Annotated in this window: 26 protein-coding genes; 21 read left to right on the top strand and 5 right to left on the bottom strand. The window is 62.7% G+C overall.

Annotation, left to right across the window (positions count from 1 at the left end):
• Positions 1 to 31: 31 nt before the first annotated feature.
• The 3 genes from AADA15_RS03590 (at position 32) to rpoD (ending at position 4,514) form a co-directional block, all read left to right on the top strand.
• Positions 32 to 394 carry a hypothetical protein gene (locus AADA15_RS03590; protein ID WP_341640179.1) on the top strand — a complete coding sequence of 121 codons (363 nt, stop codon included), beginning with the start codon at positions 32 to 34 and terminating at the stop codon, positions 392 to 394.
• A gap of 1 nt (position 395) precedes the next feature.
• Entirely contained in the window at positions 396 to 2,387 is a 1,992-nt protein-coding gene (gene dnaG, locus AADA15_RS03595) for a DNA primase (RefSeq protein ID WP_341640180.1), read from the top strand.
• A gap of 132 nt (positions 2,388 to 2,519) precedes the next feature.
• Positions 2,520 to 4,514, top strand: a complete 1,995-nt coding sequence (rpoD, locus tag AADA15_RS03600) for an RNA polymerase sigma factor RpoD (RefSeq protein WP_341640181.1) — start codon at positions 2,520 to 2,522, stop codon at positions 4,512 to 4,514.
• Positions 4,515 to 4,844: 330 nt separating this feature from the next.
• On the opposite strand, the gene AADA15_RS03605 is transcribed toward rpoD, so the two are convergent.
• Complete coding sequence (locus AADA15_RS03605; RefSeq protein ID WP_341640182.1) at positions 4,845 to 5,291, bottom strand: hypothetical protein; 447 nt, start codon at positions 5,289 to 5,291, stop codon at positions 4,845 to 4,847.
• A gap of 209 nt (positions 5,292 to 5,500) precedes the next feature.
• Between AADA15_RS03605 and AADA15_RS03610 the strand changes: the two genes are divergently transcribed.
• The 6 genes from AADA15_RS03610 to ribD all read left to right on the top strand — a co-directional run bounded on the left by AADA15_RS03610 (position 5,501) and on the right by ribD (position 8,994).
• Positions 5,501 to 5,797: a hypothetical protein gene (locus tag AADA15_RS03610; protein ID WP_341640183.1), complete on the top strand. Its 297-nt coding sequence runs from the start codon at positions 5,501 to 5,503 to the stop codon at positions 5,795 to 5,797.
• Positions 5,798 to 5,941: 144 nt separating this feature from the next.
• Positions 5,942 to 6,349, top strand: a complete 408-nt coding sequence (locus AADA15_RS03615) for a hypothetical protein (protein WP_341640184.1) — start codon at positions 5,942 to 5,944, stop codon at positions 6,347 to 6,349.
• 48 nt (positions 6,350 to 6,397) lie between these two features.
• A complete protein-coding gene (locus AADA15_RS03620; RefSeq protein ID WP_341640185.1) occupies positions 6,398 to 6,820 on the top strand; it encodes a hypothetical protein in 423 nt (140 codons plus the stop codon).
• Between the two features lie 46 nt (positions 6,821 to 6,866).
• On the top strand, positions 6,867 to 7,292 hold the full coding sequence (locus AADA15_RS03625; RefSeq protein ID WP_341640186.1) for a secondary thiamine-phosphate synthase enzyme YjbQ: 426 nt from the start codon (positions 6,867 to 6,869) through the stop codon (positions 7,290 to 7,292).
• A gap of 113 nt (positions 7,293 to 7,405) precedes the next feature.
• Positions 7,406 to 7,873: a transcriptional regulator NrdR gene (gene nrdR, locus AADA15_RS03630; RefSeq protein WP_341640187.1), complete on the top strand. Its 468-nt coding sequence runs from the start codon at positions 7,406 to 7,408 to the stop codon at positions 7,871 to 7,873.
• A gap of 44 nt (positions 7,874 to 7,917) precedes the next feature.
• Positions 7,918 to 8,994 carry a bifunctional diaminohydroxyphosphoribosylaminopyrimidine deaminase/5-amino-6-(5-phosphoribosylamino)uracil reductase RibD gene (gene ribD, locus AADA15_RS03635; protein WP_341640570.1) on the top strand — a complete coding sequence of 359 codons (1,077 nt, stop codon included), beginning with the start codon at positions 7,918 to 7,920 and terminating at the stop codon, positions 8,992 to 8,994.
• Between the two features lie 12 nt (positions 8,995 to 9,006).
• Here ribD and AADA15_RS03640 read toward each other — a convergent pair whose 3' ends face one another.
• The 3 genes from AADA15_RS03640 to AADA15_RS03650 form a co-directional block, all read right to left on the bottom strand.
• A complete protein-coding gene (locus tag AADA15_RS03640; protein WP_437343171.1) occupies positions 9,007 to 11,025 on the bottom strand; it encodes a capsule polysaccharide biogenesis protein in 2,019 nt (672 codons plus the stop codon).
• Between the two features lie 19 nt (positions 11,026 to 11,044).
• Complete coding sequence (locus AADA15_RS03645; RefSeq protein ID WP_341640188.1) at positions 11,045 to 12,175, bottom strand: polysaccharide biosynthesis/export family protein; 1,131 nt, start codon at positions 12,173 to 12,175, stop codon at positions 11,045 to 11,047.
• A gap of 96 nt (positions 12,176 to 12,271) precedes the next feature.
• Positions 12,272 to 13,567, bottom strand: coding sequence for a capsule polysaccharide biogenesis protein (locus tag AADA15_RS03650; RefSeq protein ID WP_341640189.1), 1,296 nt, complete (start codon positions 13,565 to 13,567; stop codon positions 12,272 to 12,274).
• Positions 13,568 to 13,766: 199 nt separating this feature from the next.
• Between AADA15_RS03650 and AADA15_RS03655 the strand changes: the two genes are divergently transcribed.
• The 7 genes from AADA15_RS03655 to AADA15_RS03685 all read left to right on the top strand — a co-directional run bounded on the left by AADA15_RS03655 (position 13,767) and on the right by AADA15_RS03685 (position 18,745).
• On the top strand, positions 13,767 to 14,354 hold the full coding sequence (locus AADA15_RS03655) for a riboflavin synthase (protein WP_341640190.1): 588 nt from the start codon (positions 13,767 to 13,769) through the stop codon (positions 14,352 to 14,354).
• A complete protein-coding gene (locus AADA15_RS03660; protein WP_341640191.1) occupies positions 14,354 to 14,953 on the top strand; it encodes a hypothetical protein in 600 nt (199 codons plus the stop codon). The genes AADA15_RS03655 and AADA15_RS03660 overlap by 1 nt, the downstream gene beginning before the upstream one ends.
• A 654-nt stretch (positions 14,954 to 15,607) precedes the next feature.
• On the top strand, positions 15,608 to 16,735 hold the full coding sequence (gene ribB, locus AADA15_RS03665; RefSeq protein WP_341640192.1) for a 3,4-dihydroxy-2-butanone-4-phosphate synthase: 1,128 nt from the start codon (positions 15,608 to 15,610) through the stop codon (positions 16,733 to 16,735).
• A 1-nt stretch (position 16,736) separates the two neighbouring features.
• Positions 16,737 to 17,303 carry a 6,7-dimethyl-8-ribityllumazine synthase gene (locus AADA15_RS03670; RefSeq protein ID WP_341640193.1) on the top strand — a complete coding sequence of 189 codons (567 nt, stop codon included), beginning with the start codon at positions 16,737 to 16,739 and terminating at the stop codon, positions 17,301 to 17,303.
• A complete protein-coding gene (gene nusB, locus AADA15_RS03675; protein ID WP_341640194.1) occupies positions 17,300 to 17,782 on the top strand; it encodes a transcription antitermination factor NusB in 483 nt (160 codons plus the stop codon). The genes AADA15_RS03670 and nusB overlap by 4 nt, the downstream gene beginning before the upstream one ends.
• A 162-nt stretch (positions 17,783 to 17,944) precedes the next feature.
• Positions 17,945 to 18,274 carry a hypothetical protein gene (locus tag AADA15_RS03680; RefSeq protein ID WP_341640195.1) on the top strand — a complete coding sequence of 110 codons (330 nt, stop codon included), beginning with the start codon at positions 17,945 to 17,947 and terminating at the stop codon, positions 18,272 to 18,274.
• A 285-nt stretch (positions 18,275 to 18,559) separates the two neighbouring features.
• A complete protein-coding gene (locus tag AADA15_RS03685; protein ID WP_341640196.1) occupies positions 18,560 to 18,745 on the top strand; it encodes a CTP synthetase in 186 nt (61 codons plus the stop codon).
• A gap of 11 nt (positions 18,746 to 18,756) precedes the next feature.
• Here the strand turns inward: AADA15_RS03685 and AADA15_RS03690 are convergent, their stop codons facing one another.
• Complete coding sequence (locus AADA15_RS03690; RefSeq protein ID WP_341640197.1) at positions 18,757 to 18,894, bottom strand: entericidin A/B family lipoprotein; 138 nt, start codon at positions 18,892 to 18,894, stop codon at positions 18,757 to 18,759.
• Positions 18,895 to 19,085: 191 nt separating this feature from the next.
• On the opposite strand from AADA15_RS03690, the gene AADA15_RS03695 reads away from it, so the two are divergent.
• The 5 genes from AADA15_RS03695 to AADA15_RS03715 all read left to right on the top strand — a co-directional run bounded on the left by AADA15_RS03695 (position 19,086) and on the right by AADA15_RS03715 (position 23,465).
• Positions 19,086 to 19,400, top strand: a complete 315-nt coding sequence (locus AADA15_RS03695; protein WP_341640198.1) for a TraR/DksA family transcriptional regulator — start codon at positions 19,086 to 19,088, stop codon at positions 19,398 to 19,400.
• A gap of 92 nt (positions 19,401 to 19,492) precedes the next feature.
• Positions 19,493 to 20,017, top strand: coding sequence for a PhnA domain-containing protein (locus tag AADA15_RS03700; protein WP_341640199.1), 525 nt, complete (start codon positions 19,493 to 19,495; stop codon positions 20,015 to 20,017).
• A 104-nt stretch (positions 20,018 to 20,121) separates the two neighbouring features.
• Positions 20,122 to 20,775, top strand: a complete 654-nt coding sequence (locus tag AADA15_RS03705) for a protein-L-isoaspartate O-methyltransferase family protein (RefSeq protein WP_341640200.1) — start codon at positions 20,122 to 20,124, stop codon at positions 20,773 to 20,775.
• Positions 20,776 to 20,875: 100 nt separating this feature from the next.
• The gene (locus AADA15_RS03710) at positions 20,876 to 22,294 is read left to right on the top strand and encodes a TolC family outer membrane protein (protein WP_341640201.1); all 1,419 of its coding nucleotides are present in this window, start codon (positions 20,876 to 20,878) and stop codon (positions 22,292 to 22,294) included.
• A gap of 103 nt (positions 22,295 to 22,397) precedes the next feature.
• Positions 22,398 to 23,465, top strand: coding sequence for a prolipoprotein diacylglyceryl transferase (locus tag AADA15_RS03715; RefSeq protein WP_341640202.1), 1,068 nt, complete (start codon positions 22,398 to 22,400; stop codon positions 23,463 to 23,465).
• Positions 23,466 to 23,648: the final 183 nt, after the last annotated feature.

Consider the following 23,648-nt stretch of genomic DNA (forward strand, 5'->3'; position numbering starts at 1 on the left):
TGGATCACCGACTGATTCATGGAGCGTATCGATGATCCGCATTGCCCCTGCGATTTCACCAGTGGCAGCCCTCTTGGCTGTTGTCCTTGTCGCGCCTGTCCAGGCTGCTGAAAAGAAGGAAGAAAGCTGCAAATACCAGGGGCAGGTCATGGCCGCCGTGCAGGCCGCGCGGATGGATCGCGTGAAACAGGAAAAGGTCGAAGAGGTGATTCTGGCCTCCGACCCCGAATGGCCCGAACAGTATTCCAAGGCGATCCCGCAGCTGACCGCGCATGTCTACGCGATGAAACGGCGCGATCTGCGCAACGCGGATCTTGGTGCAATCCTGGAGCAGCAGTGCCTTGAGAACTGGGATCAGATCCAGGCCATGACCAAGCAACTGAAATCGAACTGATATGTCCCTGCCGCCGGGTTTCCTTGACGAACTGCGCACCCGCATCAGCCTGACGGATGTTGTCGGGCGCAAGGTCATGTGGGATCAGCGCAAATCCAATCAGGGCAAGGGCGACATGTGGGCGCCATGCCCCTTTCACCATGAAAAATCTGCCAGTTTCCACGTCGATGACCGCAAGGGGTTCTATTACTGCTTTGGCTGCCAGGCCAAAGGGGATGCGCTGAAGTTCGTCCAGGAGACCGAGAACGTCGGCTTCATGGAGGCAGTCGAGATCCTTGCCGGGGAGGCGGGCATGGAGATGCCGAAACGTGACCCCAAGGCGCAGGAGAAACAGGACCGCCGCGGCCAGCTTGCGGATGTGATGGAGCAGGCGGTGCAGTTCTTCCGGCTGCAGCTCAATACGCAAGGCGGCAGCGCTGCGCGCGCCTATCTGGCGAAACGCGGCCTGACGGGCGAAGCATTGCAGCGCTGGGAGATCGGCTTTGCCCCGGATGCCTGGCAGGGGCTTTGGGATCACTTGCGCGGCAAAAGCGTTCCCGAGGATCTGATCATGGGCGCGGGGCTGGCCAAGCCCTCCAGCAAGGGGGGCAAGCCCTATGATACCTTCCGCAACCGTATCATGTTCCCGATCCGCGATGCGCGGGGGCGGGCGATCGCCTTTGGTGGGCGGGCGATGGATCCGAATGACAATGCAAAATATCTGAACTCACCCGAGACCGAACTCTTTGACAAGGGGCGCAGCCTTTACAACCACGGACCGGCCCGCGCCGCCGCCGGGCGGGGCACGCCGCTGATCGTGGCCGAGGGCTATATGGATGTGATTGCCCTTTCCGAAGGGGGCTTTGCCTCCTGCGTCGCGCCGCTGGGGACCGCGATCACGGAAAACCAGCTGATGATGCTCTGGCGGATGTCGGATGAGCCGATCATCGCGCTGGATGGTGACACCGCCGGGATCCGCGCCGCAATGCGGCTGATCGATCTGGCCCTGCCGCGCCTTGAGGCCGGGAAATCCCTGCGCTTTGCCATCATGCCCGAGGGGAAAGACCCCGATGACATGATCCGCAGTGAAGGCCCCGCCGCCGTGCAGGCGGTTCTGGATCAGGCCATGCCCATGGTGAAACTCCTGTGGCAGCGCGAAACCGAAGGCCGCGTATTTGACAGCCCCGAACGCAAGGCGGCGCTGGACAAGGCCCTGCGCGAGAAGATCCGCCTGATCCGGGATCCGTCGATCCGCAAGCACTATGGAGAGGACATCAAGGAACTGCGCTGGCAGCTGTTTCGCGGCAACCGTCCCGCCCGCGAGGGCGGCTTTACGGCGCGCCGCGGCGGTGCGGGCGGCGGTTTTCGCGATGGTGCGCGCGCGCCCTGGCGAGGGCAGGGGAGCGCCCCTGTGCCGCTGGCCACAACCCGCAGCTCCCTCCTGGCCGCAGCCGACGAGGCCGCTCTGGCCCGCGCCCGCGAGGCGGTGATCCTTGCGGTGGTGATCACCACGCCCTCGGTCATTCCTGAGTTTGAGACCAACCTGGAACGTATGCTCTGCCCGGACCCGGATCTCATGGGCCTGCGGGACATGGCGCTGATGCATGGCATTTCTGCCCCACAGCGACTGAAAGAGGAAATTGAGTACGCTCTTGGGCCCCATGCCCTTGAAAACCTCTTTGCCCTGCGCCATGTGGCAATTGTCCCCTGTCTGCGCAAACCCGGCGATGAGGAGGCCGCGCGTCTGACGCTGGCCGAAGAATTTGCAAAGCTCGAAGCGCTGAGGGGACTGGATGCAGAGCTGGCCGAGGCAGAGGAGGATCTGTCTGGCCTGGCTGACGAGGCGCTGACATGGCGTTTGAAACAAGCCGCCGAAGCCCGCAACAGGGCCGTGCGAAGTGAAAACGAAGACAGGGCACAGTATGACGTGGGCGAAAACGGCGCACGGCTGGATCGCGAGGAACGTGACGCCTTTGGTGCCCTTCTGGACCGAATCGGCTTTTCCAACAAGTGACACACCTGGGAATAAACGGTGTTTTCCTAAGGAAGAGCGAAAGAAAATTGGGTAACACGGGGTGACGAATCATCGGTTCCGGATAATGATTCGCGCTATCCGAATCGCCCCAGCCTCTTAGAGGAGCAATGAATGGCCGCCAAAGATACTGACGAGCGCAAACCTGACGACCAGGAAGCCGAAATCTCGCTGGACATGAGCCAGGCCCAGGTCAAGAAGATGATCGCGGAGGCCCGTGAGAAGGGCTACATCACCTACGATCAGCTCAATCAGGTTTTGCCGCCGGATCAGGTCAGCTCGGAGCAGATCGAGGACGTGATGTCGATGCTGTCCGAAATGGGCATCAACATCATCGAAGACGAAGAGGCCGAGGAGGAAGAGCAGAACAAGGGCTCGACCGACCTGGTGACAACCGACTCCAACCGCGAGGTCGCGGTTGCGGGCGCGGCGGCCGAAAAGCTGGACCGCACCGACGATCCGGTGCGCATGTACCTGCGCGAGATGGGCTCGGTCGAACTCCTGAGCCGCGAGGGCGAGATCGCCATTGCCAAGCGGATCGAAGCCGGCCGCAACACGATGATCGCAGGTCTGTGTGAAAGCCCGCTGACCTTCCAGGCGATCACCATCTGGCATGACGAACTTCTGTCCGAAGACATTCTGTTGCGCGATGTCATCGATCTGGAGGCCACCTTCGGCAACCAGCTGGACGAGGACGGCGAGGTCAGCGAGCCGGTTGTGGATGCCGGTGCGGTTGCCGGTGCGGCAAAACCCGCCAAGGAAGAAAAAGGCCCCGAGCTGGATGCCGATGGCAACCCGATTGCCAGCGACGATGACGAGGATGAGGACGAACAGGCCAACATGTCCCTGGCCGCGATGGAAGCCGCGCTCAAGGATCGCGTTCTGTCGACGCTGGACCGGATCTCATCGGACTATGCCCAGCTGAGCGAGATGCAGGACAGCCGGATTTCGGCCACCCTGAACGAAGACGGCTCTTTCAGCGAGCAGGACGAAAACACCTATCAGTTGCTGCGGGCGGAGATCGTCGAACTGGTGAACGGTCTGCACCTGCACAACAACCGTATCGAGGCGTTGATCGACCAGCTTTATGGCATCAACCGCCGTGTCATGCAGATCGACAGCGCCATGGTGAAACTGGCGGACCAGGCCCGCATCAATCGCCGTGAGTTCGTCGAGGAGTACCGCGGCCGCGAGCTGGACCCGAACTGGCTGTCGGAAATGGCCGAAAAGCCGGGCCGTGGCTGGCAGATGTTCATCGAACGCTCCGCCGACAAGGTCGAAGAGCTGCGCGCCGACATGGCACAGGTCGGGCAGTATGTCGGTCTCGACATCTCGGAATTCCGTCGCATCGTGCAGCAGGTTCAAAAGGGTGAGAAAGAAGCCCGTCAGGCCAAGAAGGAAATGGTCGAGGCCAACCTGCGTCTGGTGATCTCGATTGCCAAGAAATACACCAACCGCGGCCTGCAGTTCCTGGACCTCATTCAGGAAGGCAACATCGGCCTCATGAAGGCGGTGGACAAGTTCGAATACCGTCGCGGCTACAAGTTCTCGACCTATGCGACCTGGTGGATCCGTCAGGCCATCACCCGCTCCATCGCGGATCAGGCGCGCACCATCCGTATCCCGGTGCACATGATCGAGACGATCAACAAGCTGGTGCGCACCGGCCGTCAGATGCTGCACGAAATCGGCCGCGAGCCGACCCCGGAAGAGCTGGCCGAAAAGCTGCAGATGCCGCTGGAGAAGGTCCGCAAGGTGATGAAGATCGCCAAGGAGCCGATCTCGCTCGAAACACCCATCGGGGACGAGGAAGACAGCCAGCTGGGCGATTTCATCGAGGACAAGAATGCCGTGCTGCCGCTCGACAGCGCCATTCAGGAAAACCTCAAGGAAACCACGACACGGGTGCTGGCCTCGCTCACCCCGCGCGAGGAACGGGTGTTGCGCATGCGGTTCGGCATCGGCATGAACACCGACCACACGCTGGAAGAGGTCGGCCAGCAGTTCTCGGTGACCCGCGAACGGATCCGCCAGATCGAGGCCAAGGCTTTGCGAAAGCTCAAGCACCCCAGCCGCAGCCGCAAGCTGCGCAGCTTCCTGGACCAGTGATCAAAAGGCGCCCCGAGGGGCGCCTTTTCTCATTGTAGTTCCAGCTTGGGATAGCGGTTTTTCGTTGCCAGTACTGGCAGTGGCTTTCTGTACCTGCGGGGCGACACCGAACAGAAAGCGCCCTTTGCATGTCCTCGGGAGCCGGAGGGTTTTCGGCTGTCCGTTGCGGCCTTCGGGATGGAACACCTGCCGCTGACTGGCGAAACAGCTCTCCCAAACCAACACGTCCGCCCCCCGAAACTTGAGGCAAAGCCAAGTCCTTCTGCCACCGGGGGGCGCACCCGCCATGTCTTGAAAGCGTGATTGGATTGGCTCCTGTGGATACACGGCCTAGTCAATCAGATTGAGCTGTTTTGCCGCTTGCCGCATTGCCTGCACCGCGCTCATGGAGGGGGTTGCCGCACAGATGGCCGATGTTTCCGCGTAGAACCTCGATCGCTGGACTGGTGCGGATGGCGACCGGGGCGCTGCGATGTCGGCCTCCTTGATGGCATTGTCTTCCATGAACCGTCTCATGAGAACGACGAATGGCAAGTCATCTTCTTTTGGGAGGCCGAGGTCTTCGTGAAACACACCTGCGCGATCAAAGTAAGCAATCTCGGCATCATGGTATGCAAAGATGACCTCCTCGTGCCGTGCGCCAAGCTCCTCACAGGTAACACCCAAAAGCTCATCTGCCGTGTAGAGTTTTATCTGTGATGATTGTGGCCAGGCGAAAAAAGCCAGTGCTGCGGCAGAGCCACAAAAACACAGGAGAATTCCGGCAATCTGCTTCATAGCCTCAGATACGATGCGCTCCGCCTCGTGTCAAAACCGCAAGCCCTCCTGATACTCAGACCTCGAAAGCAGACCGAGACACAGGTTGCCTGCATCCCCTTTTTGCCGACTGGAACGCCCATCTGTTAACCATGCCGCGGCCCCTATCTTGCCCCCTCGGGACTGTATGCGTAAACTATTTGTTAAGAAATCGCATGTCGGGGGATATGATGTCTGTGACCCAGGGAACCGCTTCCGCGCTCACCGCTCTTGAAGAAAAGCTGCTGCATCTCAGCCACCTGACCGAGGCCAACCAGTTCATGGTCGAGGTGCTGAAAGAACAGGGCGAGCAGCTCAATGCCATCGACGCCGAAGAGGCCCGCGCCATGCTGCGTGCGCAGGCGCGCAAGGTGTTCGGACCTGCGGGCGGTGATGCGCAGAACCCCGACGTTCTCGCCATTCTGGAACAGGCGCTTGGCGCACAGCAAAGCGCTCAGATCATTCCCTTTCCCAAACGCCCCGCCTGATCCTGCCTGATACGGGCGTCTCCCTGCCGGGGGCGACCGTTCTGACGGCGGGTCTTTGCTGACCTACGATTTTGTGAAGGCGTTCTGCCATTGCCTCTGTGGGCGCAGGGTCTATCCTGTTCAGCAGAACAGGGGGCATTTGCCATGAAACGTATCCTTCCGACCATGTGCTGCGCCATGATGCTGCAGCTTGCCGCGCCCGCACAGGCCTTTACCCTGCCCAATGGGGTGCAGGTCAAAGCGGTCGACGATCTGGTGTTCGAAGTGGTTCCCAGGAGTTCCGGCACCTTGGATGATTTCTGGTGTGGGGCTTCGGAATATGCCCGCCGGGTCCTTGGCGCGGGGTGGCGCGACACGATCTATGTCTACCGCGGACGTGGCATCAGCGAGACGACCGGAAAACGCTCTGCTGTGCAGTTCACCCTGTCCCGCGAGAAAGCGCCGGATCTGCCGCCTGAGCGGGGCGTGATCAAGCTGGGTTTGAAAGCCGGGGACTCCATGTCCGTCCAGATGGCCCGCGGTCACTGCAATCAAAGGGCAGTTCGCCCCTGACACAGGGTGAGCTGAGCCCGCAAGAAACCAGCCCTTGGGAGGTCGGACATGACAAGAACGAAACGTGCAGGCCTCCTGTTGGCCGCCGCCCTTGCCCTGCAGCCCATCACGGCCGAGGCGTGGTGGGCCTGGAACCGTCACGAGGTGCTTCCGGTTCAGGAAGGGGTCTGGGAGGTGGTCAGCCGGGTTGGCAGCTCTCCGCAGGACTACTGGTGCGGCATCGGAGATTTCGCCATCACGCAATTGCGTACGGGCGCCGCTCAGCGGATCTATATCTGGGAAGGGGTTGGGCCGTCGGTCAACCGACCCAAGAAAAGATCAGTGAAATTCGCCCTGACACCGCCGCCCGGGGCGGATACATCCAGCAGCTACTCCCTGTCGATCAAACGACCCGGAGAAAACATCAGCGCAAATATGGCGCGCAATTACTGCTACAATCACTTTGACGATCCGTTCTATCTGCGGCCTTAGGTCAATCTTCTTGCGGGATGGGCCGCGCTGAGGCATCTGTTTCCCCATGCAGACGGAATTCCAGATCGAAACAGACGGGCAGGGCCTCTATGAGTTCACCCGTGACCTGCGGCGCTGGGTGCAGGGCCAGGACCTGCGCGAGGGGCTGCTCACCCTTTTTGTGCGCCACACCTCCTGCTCCCTGCTGATACAGGAAAACGCCGACCCCGAGGTGCAGGAAGACCTCAGGGCTTTTTTCGCCCGGCTGGTGCCGCCCAGCACCCATCCGTCCATGTCTTACCTGCGCCACACCTACGAGGGACCAGATGACATGCCCGCCCATATCAAGGCGGCCATGATGCCGGTCAGCCTGTCCATTCCGGTCCGGGATGGGCTGCCGGTCCTCGGCACATGGCAGGGGGTCTATCTTTTCGAACACCGCGATGCGCCGCACCGCCGCAAAATCGCGGCACATCTAGCGGGAACCGCTTGATCTAGCGGTGCGATTTCACCTCTACCCAAACTCTAGAGGCTCCCCTATACTTGTGGATAAGTGCGCCGGATGACGCGCAGATTACAGGCATTTATCAACAAGGGGCCCAGCTGATGCGCTGTCCGTTTTGCGGAAATATCGATACTCAGGTCAAAGACTCCCGTCCCGCAGAGGACCACGTTTCGATCCGCCGCCGCCGTTTCTGTCCGGCCTGCGGGGGGCGCTTCACGACCTACGAGCGGGTGCAGCTGCGCGATCTGGTGGTGGTCAAGACCAACGGACGCCGCGAGGACTTTGACCGCGACAAGCTGGAACGCTCGATCCGCATCTCGATGCAGAAACGCCCGATCGACCCCGAGCGGATCGATCAGATGATTTCCGGCATCGTGCGGCGCCTTGAAAGCATGGGCGAGACGGATATCCCGTCCAAGATGATCGGCGAAATCGTGATGGAGGCCTTGGCCCGGATCGACACAGTGGCCTATGTGCGCTTTGCCAGTGTCTACAAGAACTTCCAGGCGGCCGACGATTTCGAGGATTTCGTGCACGAGCTGCGCCCTCATACGCCGCCCGAAGAGTGATCTGACCGATGCAACGTTACGATCAGGCCATGGACGACCGGTTCATGGCGCTGGCCCTGTCATTGGGGCGGCGCGGGCAGGGCAACTGCTGGCCAAATCCGGCCGTTGGCTGCGTGATCGTCAAGGACGGGCGCATTCTGGGCCGCGGCTGGACCCAGCCCGGCGGGCGTCCACACGGAGAGACTGAGGCTTTGGCGCAGGCGGGGGCGGCCGCGCACGGTGCCACAGCCTATGTGACGCTCGAGCCCTGTTCGCACCACGGGGAAACGCCGCCTTGCGCGCAGGCCCTGATCGATGCGGGTGTGGCCCGTGTCGTCGCCGCCATCGGAGATAGCGACCCAAGGGTCTCGGGGCAGGGGTTCGAGATGCTGCGCTATGCGGGGATCGAGGTCACGACCGGTGTCCTCGCCGAAGAGGCCGCGCGCGACCATGCCGGGTTTTTCCTCAAGACCGAACAGGGCCGCCCCTTGGTGACGCTGAAACTGGCGGGCAGTTTTGACGGCCGTATCGCGACCGGATCGGGCCAGAGCAAGTGGATCACCGGCCCCGAGGCGCGCCGCGCGGTGCATGCCATGCGGGCCAGCCATGATGCGGTGATGGTCGGGGCGGGTACGGTACGTGCCGATGATCCGTCGCTGACGGTCCGTGATCTCGGGGTTGAGCGGCAGCCGGTGCGGGTGATCGCTTCGCGGCATCTGGACCTTCCGCTGATGAGCCAGCTCGCCCGCACCGCAAACGAGGTGCCGGTCTGGCTGTGCCATGGGCAGGGCGCCGATGTGGAGCGTCTGCGCGCCTGGGAGGGACTCGGCGCCCGTCTGATCCCCTGCGCCAGCCACGGGGTGCAACTGTCGGCAGCGGATGTTGTGCAGCAGTTGGGTCAGGCCGGGTTGACGCGGGTGTTCTGCGAAGGGGGCAGCGCCCTTGCAGCCTCTCTGTTGGCCTTTGATCTCGTGGATGAGCTGATCGGCTTTACCGCCGGTATCGGCATTGGCGCCGAAGGGCTGCCCTCGATCGGGGCCCTGGGACTGGGACGTCTGGATGAGGCGCCAAGGTTTGAGCTGGTCGAGGCGCGCCCGATTGGCCGCGATATCCTGCACCGCTGGCGGCGCGCGCTGGCATAGGCGGCATCAGCCCTAGCGCCACAGGTGGGCGTAGCTGGCAAACAGCCCCTGCAGTTTCGACAGGCTCCGGTTGGCCAGCCCCGCCCGCGCCTGCTGCCCAGTTGCCAGACGTTCCACAACCACCTCAACCGGGCAGGGCTGACCGGTGACCGGATCAAGGTAGCGCGGATAGTCGATCAGAACCGCATGGGCGAGACCGGCCAGACCGGGGCGCGCCTTGCGCCAGGCCGGGGCCGAGATCATGTCGCGCGTCAGCCCCCAGCCCGCATAGAAGGGCGTGCCGAGCACGGTGACCTTCACCCCGCGCAAGAGCGCCTCGAACCCAAGGAGCGAGGTCATCGTCCAGACCTCCTGCACCTCATCCAACAGCGCCATGGGATCGGCATTGCGTGCCACCACATCGGCCAGACCTTCGGGGATGATCTCGGCTGGCACCTCTCCCTTGCGCAGGCCTGCCTCCACGTCCGGGTGGGGCTTGTAGATGATCACCGCATCCGGGTTTTCGGCGCGCACGCGGCGCAGCAGATCGAGGTTGCTGCGCACCTTGCCTGCGCCAGCGAGAATGGAGGCGTCGTCCTCGACCTGTCCCGGCACCAGAATCCGGTGGCCGGGCGGCAGATCGGGCAGGTCGCCGCGCAGATTGTATTTTGAAATGCTGTCGCGCGTCAGGGACTTGATCAGCCGTTCGGCGCGCTGCGTCTCGGCATCGCTCATATCCGCGCGCTTTGCAATCAGATCATCCAGATCCGAGGGGTGGCGCGGATCGTAGTAGATGCCCTGCCGGTCCAGCACCAGCGACATGGGCGGGACCAGCTCGGCGCCAAGGCCGCGTGAGCGCAGAAACCCGTCTTCAAGGCGAAAGGCCCCGGCGTGGGATGTGTCGGCCTTCGAGGCCCAGACCATCCAGTTGCGCCCGCTCTTGCGTGCCTTCTCGGGGTCATCGGTGAACAGCACTTTCCGCTCGCGGCCAAAGAAGCCCTGCAGAGGCTTTCGCTTCCACAGACGCATGCCCGAGGCGGCCCAGCCGACCCGATCCTGCCGCCATGCGCGCACGCGGGCCTCTAGATTGTCGATGACGCATTCGATGTCACACAGTCGGTCGCGGAACGGATCGTACCAGGTGGGGTAAAGGATCATCGCCCCGGTGAACAGCTGCGCCCGTGTCAGGCGCCGGTGGCGGCGCGGGGGCGGGAACTCGTCCCGCGTGAGGCCCCATCCGGCATAGAAAGGCTGGCCAAAGACGCGGGGCTTGTGCCCGGCGAGGATGGCTTCGAACCCCAGTTGCGATGAGACGGTGTAAACGCCGACAGCCCCTTCCAGCAGCTGCCAGGGGGAGACGGGATCGCTGAGAATGCTGGTCCGGTCATTGGCGTCCTTCTGGCCGAAATAACCGTGCCTGAACCCGGCGCGGGTCTCGGGGTGGGTCTTGATCACGATGCGCGCGCCGGGGTTTTCCTCTTGCGCAAAGACCAGCATCTCCCGGAACCGCGCCGCATCCGCGCCTGATGCGGTGACCGAGGCATCCCCGCGCGCCTGATCCACCACCAGAACATAGCCGGGATCCGGCACCGGAGCCGCAGGCGCATAGGCGTTGTATTTGCTGAGGTGCGCATCCATCAGCCGCCCGATGGCATCACGGGCGCGGCGCATCATCTGGCTGTCATCGAGGGGATGCGTGGCCAGAAGCTGCTCCAGGTCAGATGGGATGGAGGGGTCGAAATGCACGCCCGAGCGGTCCAGCAGAAGGCCCACGGGCGGCTCTCCGGCGCGGCCGGGCTGCACTGAGCGCAGAAAGGCGTCTTCCACCCGCAGCAGATCGGCGCCCCGTTCCCGCGCCACGGCGCGGCCCCGGTGGGCGGTGGGAGAGTTGCCCCAGATCCCGACCAGATCACCGTCGCCGGGCAGACCAAGGCGGATGTCATATCCCGCCAGCGTCAGAATGCGCCTCAGGCGCTTTTGTGTGAGGAACCCGCCATTGTAGACGAAAAGCCGGGATCTGTTGATCCCGGCTTTGCCATTGCCATGCGGCATGTCGTGCATCGGTTTGAGATCACTCAAGGATGGAGGCTGCACTGGACACCGAGCCGAGCGGTGTGACCAGCAGCGAGATGGTCTTGGTCCACTGGGCGTAGGGCGCCTCGGTGACGTAAAGGGTATCATCGTCGCGGATCACGAAGTCGCGGGCGATGAACAGGCCGTTCGGTTGCGTGAGGTTCAGTACGTAGACCATGCGCTGCGCCCCGATCAGATCGTCGCGTCCCAGAACCTGATTGGCAATCTCGGCCGGTTCGTTGCGCAGGATGAAGACGCCCGTCGGATCCGACGCGGTGGAGATCAGGCCGCCGACCTGGGCGATCGCCTCGAGCGCGGACAGGTCCTGGCTCTCGAACGGCACACGGGCCTGCGCACTGGTGGCGCCAAGCGCGGTGTAGGAGCGCGTGTCCTCCTCGACAAGGATCTTGTCGCCGCCGCGCAGGGCGATATCGAGTTCGGGGTGATCGTAGAGATCCTGGAACCAGATCTTGCCCTGGGTACTACCCCGAATGATGGTGACCTGTGCGATCTCCGGCTGAATGGTGACGCCGCCCGCCTGCGCCAGCATGGTGGCAAGGGTTCGGGTCGGACGTTCGATGGGGTAGATGCCCTGGCCGGTCACCGCGCCCGTCAGGCTGACGGTGGCGCCATCACCGGCGAGGCGGCGCACCTGCACCTGCGGATCCGGCGTCTGATCCTCTAGCCTCTTGGTAATTATTTCGCGCAGCTGATCGGGGGTATTGCCCGAAGCGCGCACGCGGCCGGCATAGGGCACGAAGATATATCCGGCGCTGTCGACCTGCACTTCTTCCAGCGCGGTCGCATTGGTGGCCTCGGCGGCCAGAAGGCCATCGTCGACGTTTTCCCAGATCGTCAGGCCCAGCACGTCGCCGGGGCGGATGGTGTCAGAGGTCAGCTGTCCGGCGGATGTGAAGCTATCGGAAAAGCCAAGTGCAGGCACCACGGCCGTTGCACGGGCCACCCGGTCGTTGACAGAAACGACAAAGGCATCGCCCTGCTTCTGTACCGAGCCGGCGAAGATCTGACGCTTGTTCGGGCCGACCTTCGGCAGACCACAGGAAGCCGCCAGCGAAAGAGCTGCCAGAATCGCGATGGGGCGCGCCCAGCGGAATGGGACGTGTGACACTGCTCGGTCTCCTCGACCTATTATTGTTTTGCCTCAATTTTTTGGGATACCCTAGCGCAGTGACGTTGGAAAATCCAGCCTCCCGACGCTTTGGAGTCAGCTCACCGCCCGCAACTGTTGCCGCGGCGCCGCTGTGCCCTGTTTCAGCGCATCGTAAGGATCGTCCGGGGCCAGCATCATGTCGACCACCTGCCGCAGCAGCTGTCGGCGCCCTTTCTTGGAGTAATACCCGCCCGGCAGTTGCGATGTCTCGAGCAGATAGCGACGATACTCCTTGTAGGCCCGGTTGTCTGGGCGGGCGGGAGTGGCAAAAAACTCCGGCAGGCTCTGAGTGGAGACGAACTCGGATTTGTCATAGACCGCGCGGCCAAAGACCTTGAGCGGGATGCCCCGCCACAGGACCTGCTGGCCGGCGGTGGAGTTCACGGTGATCGCCGTGCGCGCCTCGTTCAGAAGCTGCGCAAGCTTGCCCCCTCGCACGTAGTGGATGCGGTGGCCGATGTCATGCTCGCGGGCCAGACGGCGCACCACGCTGCGCAACGGCACCCGCCCATCCTCGAGCGGGTGGGCCTTGACCACCAGATGATGATGTCGGGGGGCGCCATCGGCAAAGCCGGTGATCACCTCCTCCAGAAAATCGCTCATGCTGTCAAAGGGAGAGTGCATCTGGAACGAGCTGTCGTGCTCCAGCTGCAAAAGCGCCAGATGATAGGGAAAGCCGCCATTGCGGATCCGCCAGGTGGCCAGACGTCGCTCAAGCGCCTGAAATGGCATCAGAAGAAGGCGTTTGAGGTACAACTGGAATTCCCGTGCGACCGGCAGGGCGCGGTGCGGGCGAAAGTTCCGGTAGCCCCGGTTCCAGAACATCACGAACCAATGATAGAGCGCCCCGTAAAAGACGTGCTGGCGCATGTCGCCCCAATGGGACGGGGGCAGGGGCGCCTCCATGTCCGAGCGCTCCAGCGCCAGCTGCATATCGGCCACGGACATCTCCATCAGGCGGGAGTTCCCATTGGATCCTTCCCGTTCGTAGGTGACCCAGTAAGGGCGCAGGTAGCCCTCTTCAAAGACATGAACCGTCAGGCCGCGCGATTTGGCCTGCCGCACCGCCTCGGCGTGGATCGGGCGGGTGTCGCCATAAAGGACGATATCCGTAATGCCACGGTCCTTGCAGATCTCTGCAAGCCTGTCCGGCCAATCTTCAGGCGTGCCGCGATAGGGGATGTAACTGGCCCGGTGTCGCCAGAAAACGCTGTCGCCTGCGTTGAAGCCAACCCGCCAGACCGTGCAGCCCGCCGCCCGCAGCATCGCGCCAAGGCCGTTGAAAAACGGCCCGTGCGGTCCCTGTAGAAACAGGAAGCAGCGATGCGGATCAGGATCGGCTCTGGACATCAGACAACTCTGGTTTTCCGGGATGTTACCGCGACATGGTTAACGAATGACTGGGGCGAAACTATGACCTGCCTCGCCCATGGGCAACTGTCCTTGGGCGAGGGGGATTTGCATGCGGCGGCGTGCGGGAAGGCTTGTGAACCCCTCGGGCAGGCGCTACCTCTGGGATCGAGAAAGAACAGGCACGGAGCGCCCCACCATGTTTACAGGTATCATCACCGATGTCGGCACCATCGCCGAGCTGGAACAGCAGGGCGATCTGCGCGCACGCATCAAGACCGGCTATGACACCTCCGGGATCGACCTTGGCGCCTCCATCGCCTCGGACGGTGTGTGCCTGACTGTGATCGAGCTTGGACCGGACTGGTACGACGTGCAGATCTCGGCCGAGACGGTTTCGAAGACCAATATCGGCGCCTGGGACGTGGGGAAGCGGGTCAACCTGGAGCGCGCCCTGAAGGTGGGCGATGAGCTGGGCGGTCATATCGTGTCGGGCCATGTGGATGGCGTGGCCGAGGTGGTGGAGATCCGGGACGAGGGCGACAGCACCCGCGTCACCCTGCGCGCGCCGAAAGATCTGGCGCGCTTCATCGCGCCAAAGGGGTCGGTTGCTTTGAACGGGACCTCGCTGACGGTCAACGACGTTGAGGGCTGCGAGTTCGGCATCAACTTCATTCCCCACACCAAGGAGGTGACCACCTGGGGAGATGTGAAACTGGGCGATCAGGTCAACCTCGAGATCGACACGCTGGCCCGCTACGTGGCGCGGCTGGCAGAGGCCGGGTGATGCCCGGGCTGGCATCTGGCGCGGCGCTGGCCGGGATCGGACACAACAACGGACCCAGCATGGACGCAGGACGCGCATGGCGCATCCATGCCTGGAAAAAGGCCCAGAAAAAACTGATGCCCAACACCATCCCGAAGCTGGTCCTGCAGATGCGGATCCGGCGGGCGGCGGAACTGGGCATGGACTACAAGACCTATGCCCGTGTGCGGCAGACCTCGGGGCAGGACATCGCCGGGCTGCTGTTCTCCTCGAACGCGTTGCGCATCATCGCCTATGGCGCCCATATGCCTGACGCCGAGCGGCGCGCCCTCGACGCGGTCAGGAACTCCAGCAAGCTGGCGCTTGTCCACAGGCCGAACAACCCTGAGGCGGTTCTGGCGGCGCACCCTGTGCTGGATGCGGCGGGCGCGGCGCCAAGGTTCAACGAGAGCTGGTCCGAGATGCGTAGCAAGGTGCAGGCGTTGATCCACAGTCAGGGTCTGCCGGGAGCGTCTGTGGTGGTGATCGGTGATGCGCCGCTTGAAAGCGAATGGAGCACCGCCGCCCGCGCCGCCGCCTATCTGCCCGCTGCCGAGTATTTCGGCCACCACACAGGCTGACGCAGAAGCGTCGGCTTTTGAATGGAGCCACTGACGCAAAGCGGTCTCTCAGGGCGGATCAATATCGGCCTATCTCGACTTTTTGCGGCGCGATCACCATGGCGTCGGAAGAGAGCGCAGTCACGACTGCAAAGTGACGGTTGCCACGACCGCCGCAACAGGGCGGCACATGGCCTTTTGATGCGTATCTGCCGGTGCCGCGTGATGCAGGAATTGCCTTTGCATTGCCGGACAGCTTTCTGACCAGCCCGGAACGGAGCAGAGATCTGCTGAAGAGCCATTGGCCGGGTATCCGGGTACCCCATGGCCGCCCCGTCTGGAGAGGGGGGCGGCACGTTGCTTTGGTGGGTCAGGTTGGTTCGGGGGAAGCGAGGCATCCGCCGTTCTCTGGCGGAAGGGGCTGCGCCGCTGGGAGAAACCGGGCTGAGTAACCTGGTAGACAGAACACCTGCAACCCGATCGATATGCGTCATCCCGCCCGCCTGATAGCATCCGGGCCCGCGTGGTGGCGGCCTTCTGCGCATTTGCAAACGTGGCGTCGCTGATTCCTAGAGAGCCAAGCGGGCTGGCCTTTGCGGCGCGGCTGCGCTATCCCGCTGGCAACGCGGCAGCGCCTTTAGGGGGGCTGCGACACGGATCATGAAAGGCCATGACATGAGCTTTGAAACACCGGGGCCGGTCGAGGCCCGCCTGCGCGACGCAATCAGCCCGATCGAAGAGATCATCGAAGAGGCGCGCCAGGGACGCATGTTCATCCTTGTGGACCATGAGGACCGCGAGAACGAGGGCGATCTGGTCATCCCCGCCCAGTTTGCCGATGCTGAGGCCATCAACTTCATGGCAACCCACGGGCGCGGGCTGATCTGCCTGCCGATGACCGCCGAGCGGATCGATGCCTTGGGTCTGCCGATGATGGCGGTGAACAACTCCTCGCGGCACGAGACCGCCTTTACCGTCTCGATCGAGGCGCGCGAAGGGGTCTCCACGGGCATCTCCGCCGCTGACCGGGCGCTGACCGTGGCGACCGCGATCAACGAACAGAACACCATGGCCGCCATCGCAACGCCGGGCCATGTCTTCCCGCTGCGCGCAAAACGTGGCGGCGTCTTGGTGCGTGCGGGTCATACCGAGGCGGCAGTCGATATCTCGCGCCTGGCGGGGCTGCATCCTTCGGGCGTGATCTGCGAGATCATGAAGGAAGACGGCACCATGGCGCGCCTGCCGGATCTGGTGGAGTTCGCAGCCAAGCACGGACAGAAAATCGGCACCATCAGCGATCTGATCGCTTACCGGGCGCGGAATGATAACCTGGTGACGGAAACCTCCTGCGAGATGGTGACATCCGAGTTCGGCGGCGACTGGGAGATGCGTCTTTTCACCGACCAGACCCACGGGGTTGAGCACGTGGTGATGATCAAGGGCGATATCACCACGCCCGAGCCGGTTCTGGCCCGCACCCATGCCCTGCACGAGGCGACGGATATTCTGGGCCTCGGCCCGAAATCAGCCCGCCAGCTGCCCCGCGCGATGGAGATCATCGCCGCCGAGGGGCGCGGTGTGGTGACGCTGTTCCGCCAGCCGCGAAATGCGCTATATGCATACGAGGACGACGGATCGCGCACGGTGACGATCAAGCAGACAGGGATCGGCGCGCAGATCCTTTCGAACCTGGGCCTGAAAGATCTTATCCTGCTGACGGATTCGCCCTCGACCAAATATGTGGGTCTTGATGCCTATGGGCTGTCGATCGTCGGCACCCGTCCCATTCTGAAGGAAAAGTGATATGGCCGGTCATGAAAGCCACTACATCCTGCCGCGTCCCAGCTTTGACAAGCCGGTCAAACTGCTGATCGTGGTTGCGCCTTATTACAAGGACATCGCCGACAACCTGGTCGCGGGCGCCAAGGCCGAGATCGAGGCGGTGGGCGGCACCTGGGATCTGGTCGAGGTGCCCGGCGCGCTGGAGGTGCCCACCGCGATCTCCATCGCGGATCGGACCTCGAACTTTGACGGCTACGTGGCGCTCGGCTGCGTGATCCGCGGCGAGACCACCCATTATGACACCGTCTGCAACGACAGCAGCCGCGCGATCCAGCTGATGGGCCTTCAGGGCCTGTGCATCGGCAATGGTATCCTGACGGTGGAAAACCGTCCCCAGGCCGAGGTGCGCGCGGATCCGGCGGATCAGAACAAGGGCGGTGGTGCGGCGGCTGCGGCCTTGCATCTGATCGCGCTGACGCGTAAGTGGGGCGGCCAGACCAAGGGAGTCGGCTTCAAGGCGCCTTCCGACGCCATCCAGCTGGCTGGCACAGACCTGGCGATCACAGACAACGGACCCACCACGGCATGAGCACCTCAGGCGGCGCCCGCAAGGGCAATGGCAAGACCCAGATGAAATCGGCAGCGCGGCTTTACGCGGTGCAGGCGCTGTTCCAGATGGAGCACAGCGGGCAGACCTTTGACCAGGTGATCGTCGAATTCGAGGATCATCGGTTCGGTGCCGTCTATGAGGGCGATGAATTTGCCGAGGGCGATCCCAAGCTGTTTCGCAAGCTGGTCGAGGATGCCGTGAACTATCAGGCGAAGATCGACCAGATGACCGACCGCGCCCTGGTGGCGAAATGGCCGATTGCCCGCATCGACCCGACCCTGCGCGCCCTGTTCCGCGCAGCCGGCGCCGAACTGGTGCAGGCCGACACGCCGGTCAAGGTGGTGATCAACGAATACGTCGATGTGGCCCGCGCCTTCTTTCCCGAGGGCAAGGAGGCGAAATTCGTCAACGCGGTGCTGGATCACATGGCCCGCGAGGCACGCCCCGACGCGTTTTGACGCCTTTGGGCTGCAAGTGATCAAGAGGCGCGGTTCACCGCGCCTTTCTTTGCGCAGTGACGGTGGGACAAATTCCGCCGATTGCATGTATTCTCATTATAATGTGCTGGACCCTTCTGGCTTTGGTGCTACCATCCCCATGCGCCTTACGGAGGGAATCTGATGCCAGAACTCATTCGTCTCTACATCCGCAATGTGGCTTTGGGCTTTGCAATTGCGGCCGTGTTCGTCGCATTGCTGTTGTGGTTTAACGTGATGAACCTCTGGGGGCTGATCAGCACCTCTGACGTCGGGCTGCTGGCCGTCGGCATCTTGTGGTTCATGAACGGGATCGTTTTTGCCGGGGTTCAGTTTGCCTTTGCGGTGATGTCCCTGGCCGACAAGAAGGATGGGCCGCGCGGCGGCACGCCTGTTGCGCATCACTTCGAACCGATCCGCGTCGAAGCGACCGTGCGTCCGAACGGCTCTCGCAAGGGGCGCGCGCGCCCCTAGGCTGACTATGCGGGCCGAGAAAGACCCGGGCGGCCCCCAAAAGAACCCGGAGCCCTCTGGCCCCCTTCCTCCACCTTGAGCGGAAGCCCGTTTCACGGCCAATGCGATGGCGTCAGCACGGTCGTAATCTGCACCCTGTAACGCGGAAATGTTGCGGCAGGGCGCGTCTTGCATGTATCAGACCTGTTGTGGTTTTGGGGTGCGGGCCTGATCCAGATCAATGATATATCGCGCATGCGGAATATGATTGCCGCGACTCACATCAGGCAATCAAAGAGGCTCCACATGTTCCGTCTCGCATTCATCCTGCATCTGTTCATCGGCTCTACCCTTGCGGGCAGCGCGGTCATTGCCGCGCTGACCATGGGGCAGGATCGCTTGCAGCCCATTCTGATTGCCGCCGCGATCGGGTTTTTGGCCGCGTTTCCGGTGACCTGGCTGGTGGCCCGCAAGCTGTATCAGCGGGCCTGACAGCCGTTGGCTTAGAGCTTTTTCTGGATGTCCGTGGCGACGTCCTCGATGGCCGTGCCGGCCTTGTTGATGTCACGGCCTGCGCCTTTTGCGGTCTCGCAGGCGGTAAGCCCCATCAATGCGATCCCGGTCAGGATGTACTTGAGCATTCTGGTCTCCGTTCTTTCGTCAAGTGATGCTTGACGCCGCACCTGGCCCTGTTTGTGGCTCTGCAGCCAGAGGCACGGAGGGCGTCGTCGCTCCTCGCCATTTCCTGCGAGTTTCTTGACGGAGGTCAATGTTCTATTTTGATCTTTGGGAGAAAACCCCTGCGAGAACAGATATTGGGAGGCAATGATCCATGACACTTCAGCAGCGCAAACAGGCGTTGGAAACACGCCGGAAAGTTCTGACGGGGCATCTGATCGAGGTTGAGCACGCCTTGGATGAGCCGATGCCGAAAGACTGGGAGGATCGCTCGTCCGAGCGTCAGGGCGACGAGGTGCTTGAACGGCTGGGGCAGGTGGAGCTGGATGAGGTGCGCCAGATCGATGCGGCCCTTGCGCGGCTTGAGGAGGGATCCTACGGCTTTTGCCAGATCTGTGGCGATGCGATTTCAGAGGAGCGTCTGGACCTGTTGCCGGCAACGCCCTTCTGCAAGAAGTGTGCCAGATAGGGCCGGGTGGGTGATCCCGGCGTCAGGCCACCTTTTCATTCGGGCTTGGGCGGCCTAAAGCCATGGGCAGCAGTCCAATCCGGAGTTTTCCAATGTCTTGCGCCCTGTGTTCGGCCGACTCGCCGCTGATATTTCTTGACGTTCCCGGCGGGCCGGAGGGGGCCGGGGTCGAGGTATGTGCCACCTGCAAGGACCAGATCGAGGGCGATCTGGAACCGAACCACTGGCGCTGCCTGTCGTCCTCCATGTGGTCCGAAGATGCGGCGGTGCAGGTTCTGGCGGCGCGGCTGCTCAAACGTCTTGAGGGGCAGGACTGGGCGCGGGATCTGGCAGACCAGCTATGGCTGGAGGATGACACCCGCGCCTGGGCTGAAAACACGGGCACCGCGTCCGGTGGTCACCCCGGTGTTCACAAGGACAGCAACGGCGCGGCGCTTGCACAGGGGGACACCGTCGTTCTGATCAAGGACCTGCCGGTCAAGGGCGCGGGCTTTACCGCCAAGCGCGGCACTGCGGTGCGCGGGATTTCCCTGGTGCAGGACAACCCTGCCCATATCGAGGGCCGCGTCGAGGGCCAGCGGATCGTCATCCTCACCCAGTATGTGAAAAAGAAATAGACGTATGCCAGCATCAATGGCGCAATTTCACAAAGCCACCGTTGCCGAGGGTTTCGCGATGTGGCACAACCTGTCTCAAACGACTGAACAGACGAGTTTAGCACATGACTGACTTCGCCGAACGTCGCCGCATGATGGTGGACACTCAGGTCCGCCCTTCCGATGTGACGAAATATCCAATTATCGAAGCGATGCTGGCGGTGCCGCGCGAGAGCTTTGTTCCCGATGCGCAGCGGGAAGCGGCCTATGCAGACCAGAACCTCGACCTGGGGCAGGGGCGCGTCCTGCTGGAACCCCGCACCCTGGCAAAAATCCTGGATGCGCTGGATATCCAGAATGACGAGCTGGTCCTCGATGTTGGCTGCGCGCTTGGCTATTCAACCGCCGTCGTCGCGCGGGTCGCACAAATGGTGATCGGCGTGGAAGAAGACGAGAGCATCGGCGCAGATGCGCAGTCTCAGTTGTCCGAGGTCGGTGCCGACAATGCCATTGTTCATGTCGGACCTTTGGCCGAAGGCGCTGCGGAACATGGACCATATGACGTGATCATGATCGAGGGCGGGGTCGAAGACATTCCGGCTGCGCTCCTGGAGCAACTCCGCGAGGGCGGACGCATTGCGGCCATCTTCATGAGCGGCGCTTTGGGCGAGGTGAAGATCGGCTACAAGACGGCCGGTAAGCTGTCCTGGCGGTTCGCGTTCAATGCAGGTGCGCCGGTTCTTTCCGGGTTTGCAGCCGCGCGGGAATTTGCGCTCTGATCTCTTGAGAAGGAAAGGTTTCCTGCGCCCTCAGAACGGGGGCGCAAGAGTGGAAATGAACCAACCGCGGCTGGCGGCGCGGCAAACGATAAGGCAACCGATGCGAAAGATTTCCCCGGTGAAGTATCTGAAAACGTTTGTAAGTGCTGGCGCTGTGGTCTTGGCCCTTTCGGCGCCGCAGGCCGTGAAGGCAGACAATCTGTCTGATGCTTTGATCGGCGCCTACAAGACCAGCGGCCTGCTCGAACAGAACCGCGCGCTCTTGCGGGCCACAGACGAAGGCGTCGCCGTGGCCGTGGCCCGGCTGCGCCCGATCGTCGATTTCGCCCTGACGACAAGCCACCGCTACAGCCGCGGTCCGACAACCTTTGGCTTTGCCGATGACGACACCAACACCCTGGAGGCCGGTGTCAGCCTTGAGTGGCTCCTCTATGATGGCGGCGCGTCCCGGTTGAGCCAGCTCGCCGCGCAGGAAACGGTTCTGGCCACCCGCCAGAGCCTTCTGGATGTCGAACAACAGGTCCTCTTTTCGGCGGTGCAGGCCTATGTGAATGTGCTGTTGCAGCAGGACACCGTGCGGCTGCGCAGCAACAACCTGCGTCTGTTGCGCGAAGAACTGCGCGCCGCTCAGGATCGCTTCGAAGTGGGGGAAGTCACCCGGACCGACGTCGCCCTTGCTGAAAGCCGGGTGGCCGGTGCACGCGCCAATCTGACCCAAAGTCAGGGCAATCTCCTGGAAGCCAAGGCGACCTATGTGCAGGTCGTCGGATCGCCGATCAACGTTGTCGCAGGGCAACCGCCCCTGCCGCAGCGTGTGGCCTCCCTGCAGGCTGCCGAAAGCGTTGCAATGCGCAACCACCCCAGCCTGCTGGCGCGTCAACACGCCGTCAAGGCCGCGGAACATACGGCCGCCAGCACCGAAAAGAACCTGGGCCCCAGCCTCAGATTCCGGGCCGATGCGGGCCATTCGATCAATCTGGACGGCGGAGGGGACTCCGATTCCTCCGGTGTCAGCGTCAGCCTGACGCAGCGGTTGTATGGCGGAGGCGCGCTTGCCGCGGCCCGGCGCGCGGATATTGCCCGTCTTGATGCCGAAAAAGGTGCGCTGATCTCGACGCAGCGGTCGGTGTCGCAAGCGGTCGCTGCCGCCTATGCCTCGCTTGATGCGGCGCGGGCCAGCCTTGTGTCGTCGGGCGAACAGGTGCGTGCGGCGCAGGTGGCCTTTGACGGGATCCGCGAAGAGGCCACTTTGGGCGCGCGTACCACGCTGGATGTGCTGCAGGCCGAGCAGGAGTTGCTCAATGCGCAGACCGCGCGGGTGCAGGCGCGGGCCAATGAGGCGCTGGCCGCCTACCAGTTGCTGCAGGCTCAGGGTCTGTTGACGGCCGAGCACCTGGGTCTTGCCGTTGAGATCTACGACCCGACGTTGTATTATAATCTGGTGAAGGGCGCTCCGGCCAATGTCAGCCAGCGCAGCAAGGATCTTGATCGCGTGATGAAGGCACTTGGTCGCAACTGACACGGCGTGCCGGACCGTTAAACTGAAAATTTACCGTAATTGTTGTGTGGCCGCTTCTGGGCGGCTACACTCTCGCCATTGGCAAGAGTGGTGTTGAAGAAACATGTCCGAACCGGTGACACAGGCTGAAATCGAAGATGTGCTGTCCTCCATCCGGCGGCTGGTGAGCGAGGATGCCCGCGAAGCGCAGGCTGAAAGCAAGAGCGCCACGCCTGCGGCGGGGGCCGAGCCCTCTGGTGCGGCGGCCCAGGGCAAAGCTGCCCCACGCCTTGTTCTGACGCCTGCCTTGCGTGTGTCGGAAAACGCCGACATGGGCGAAGAGCGCAAGACCTGGGAACCGGAAGACGCCGCCATCGCTGTCGAAGAAGATGAAGAAGATACGGCCGGGACGGCGGGCGCTTGCGACTTGGATTCAGACCAGGCGGCGTTTGAGGCGGAACGCCTGACTCGCGAAACACCGATGGATACCGCATCCCGTGCTGCGGATCCGGCGACAGAGACCGATGCCGGGGAAACCGATCAGGGCGGATCTGAGGAAGCCCCGTGGAAGGATCCTTGGGCGACGCTTTATCAGGCTGCAGGCGTGCAGGGGCCGGACGCAGACACCGCCGACCTTGCCGTTGACGCGGGCAGCGTCGAGGTATCCGAGCCAGACTGGCAGACCTCTGACCGCGTTTCTGCCGTCGTCCAGAAGATCACCGAGCTTGAGACCAAGGTCGCGCAGTCCAAACAGCAATGGGAGCCGGATGGTCGCTCCAGTGACCCTTACGCCGGGTCGAACATCGAGATGCTGCAGTGGCAGGATCACGTTGAAGATGAGGCTGCAGAGCTGAGCGGGTATGAGGCGGACGAAACCGTGCTGGAGGCCGATGTGATGGTCGAGCACCCTGCAGGTGAGGCGGCGGGTGTCTTTGCAGATGCCGATTCCGGAGATCGGCAGCAAGACCCGGACATGGCCGAAAGGATCGTGGAAGAGGCCGTTACCTCCGAAGCGTTCGAAACGCTGTCCAGTGAGGACGCCTTCCTCGATGAGGAAAGCCTTCGGGAAATGGTCGCTGATATCGTGCGTGAAGAGCTGCAAGGCGCGCTTGGGGAACGTATCACCCGCAATGTGCGCAAATTGGTCCGGCGTGAAATCCACCGGGCGCTGGCGGCGCAGGACCTTCTCTGAGGCCCCCGCCATTCACTGAAGGCTGCCACTGAAGGCTGCGCTTGTCCTTTGATCTGACAGGCAATGGCCCGCCTTGATTTGCCTCGGTTCACGGTTCTGGCATCACAGCGCACTCCCGCCCGGATCGGGTGTTTTCAACCCCCTCTCCCGTTGGGCCCGGCGCCGCGCTCTGCGAGGCGGAGC

It is taken from the genome of Phycobacter sedimenti, assembly GCF_038148855.1.
GTDB classification, from domain to species: domain Bacteria; phylum Pseudomonadota; class Alphaproteobacteria; order Rhodobacterales; family Rhodobacteraceae; genus Phycobacter; species Phycobacter sedimenti.